This is a genomic window from Leptolyngbya sp. FACHB-36 (genome assembly GCF_014695955.1).
In the GTDB taxonomy this organism is placed as follows: domain Bacteria; phylum Cyanobacteriota; class Cyanobacteriia; order Leptolyngbyales; family Leptolyngbyaceae; genus FACHB-36.
The window spans coordinates 1-1944 of the sequence record NZ_JACJPG010000324.1 but is presented as its reverse complement, the minus strand read 5'-3'; the positions used below and the strand labels follow the sequence as shown (position 1 = coordinate 1944).

Sequence of the window (1944 nt, the reverse complement as noted above, 5' to 3'; positions counted from 1 at the left end):
AAAGGCTTCAACGAAGACACCCAAGAGCTATTTCGCTGGCGCGTTGCCAGTCGCCTAGAGGATATGAACCGGGATTTGCGCCAGTTCTTGAGCAGCAAAAAGCATCCGATGGCTGGCTTTAAGACAATTCAGCGCCTAGACGTAGCGCAGCGATCGCCTGGTGGACGGGTGCTCCGCCTAGCCATCGTCACCGACCAAGGTACGCTAAACCTAGAGAAAGACGAACTCCTGCTGGCATTTGAGGCTCCTAACAGCACGCTGTTTTACCTCGACCCGATCGTGGGAGCCAATCGCACGATCAAGGGCTATACCTTTGTTGGCGGCGGTTTTGGACACGGCGTCGGTCTTAGCCAAACTGGGTCTTACCATTTAGGCAAGCTGGGCTGGTCTAGCAATCGCATCCTCAGCTTCTACTTCCCTGGCACTCAGCTTCAGCCCATTAGCGACGCGATCGTCTTTTGGCGCGATCCAAGCGTAAACCAAGTCAGAAGTGAGGGAGCCAAGTGAGGCGGCAGTTTGCTTCTCACTAAAATTTGCTTCTCACTAAAAAGCGGGAGACTTCACTAATCAGTCTCCCGCTTTGCAATATCGCTGCACCTAGTACAGTTCTTCTTCCTGGTGCGTGAGGATGGTGCAATCCGAGGTGGGGTAAGCCACACAGGTTAGCACGTAGCCCGCTTCGATTTGGTCGTCATCTAGGAATGACTGATCGGATTGGTCAACCGTGCCGTCTTTGATCTTGCCTGCACAGGTGGAGCAAGCGCCTGCGCGACAGGAGTAAGGTAGGTCAATACCTTGCTCTTCAGCCGCGTCGAGAATGTACTCGTCTTCGGGGACGTCGATCGTGGTATTTAGCCCTTCAGCTTCGTTAATCAACGTGACCTTAAAAGTTGCCATGCAGTGGTCCTCTCAATAATGAAAACAGCTCTTTGAGCTAAATGGAAGCGGCTCTGTAGCTTGCGTTCAGATAAAATCTGCTTCCGGAATCAGCTTTACTCTGATACTACGGGAAAAACCAAAGTTTATATCGTCGATCATCTTGAAGGATGAATGGGATTCGTAATCAGAGTAGTTGATTTAATCTGCTTATCTTATAGGACAGCTGCCGTCAAGAAGCCGCTTAATCCGTGCAATAGCCACGCCCTGTAGGGTTGAGCCCATTGCTAGTGTTAAGTTTTGTGCTGATTTCGTTGACTTAACGGCGACCCGAAATGATAAAGCGAATACAGAGTATCGAGTTAGAGTGAGCCTTGAGCCGTAGATCCACTGAACTCCAATCATGAGCACTGATTTAACTGCTGCGATCGCCCCCATACGTGTGTGCTTGGTTGGAACCGGATACGCGGCAAAGCTGCGAGCGGAAGCGGTGCAATCGGACTCACGCGCCGCGCTGACCGTTATAGCGGGTCACACGCCGGAAACAACGCAAGAATTCAGCCAGATTTACAGAGCAGATCCTGCTGACTCTTGGCAGGAAGCCGTCGCGCGATCGACGGTGGATCTGGTAATCGTTGCCAACATTAACCGAGATCATGGAGCGATCGTTCGCGCTGCCCTGCAAGCGGGCAAGCACGTAGTCGTAGAGTATCCACTATCCCTGGATGTGTCAGAGGCAGCGGAACTCCTTGCCTTGGCAGAGTCCCAGAATCGGTTGCTACACGTTGAACACATCGAACTGCTGGGCGGTGTCCATCAAGCCCTAAAAGCTGCCCTTCCTCGCGTCGGGACGGTGTTTTATGCCCGCTATGCCACCGTAAATCCCCAGCGACCTGCTCCGCAGAAATGGACCTTCCATCCCGAATTATTCGGCTTTCCGCTGGTAGGCGCGCTGTCGCGGCTGCATCGCCTAACCGATTTGTTTGGAGCGGTGGCGACGGTTAGCTGCCAGTTGCGCACGTGGGATGCTCCCTCCAGTCCTTACTACGCAGCCTGTTTGTGCACGGC

Annotated in this window: 2 protein-coding genes and 1 pseudogene; 2 read left to right on the top strand and 1 reads right to left on the bottom strand. The window is 53.0% G+C overall.

The window, feature by feature from the left end:
- Positions 1–507, top strand: a pseudogene (locus tag H6F43_RS08960) (amidase); the annotation flags it as partial.
- 90 nt (positions 508–597) lie between these two features.
- Here H6F43_RS08960 and H6F43_RS08955 read toward each other — a convergent pair.
- Positions 598–897 carry a ferredoxin gene (locus H6F43_RS08955; protein WP_190342446.1) on the bottom strand — a complete coding sequence of 100 codons (300 nt, stop codon included), beginning with the start codon at positions 895–897 and terminating at the stop codon, positions 598–600.
- 382 nt (positions 898–1279) lie between these two features.
- Here H6F43_RS08955 and H6F43_RS08950 point away from each other — a divergent pair.
- A partial coding sequence (locus tag H6F43_RS08950) for a Gfo/Idh/MocA family oxidoreductase (RefSeq protein WP_190342445.1) occupies positions 1280–1944 on the top strand: 665 nt, incomplete at its 3' end.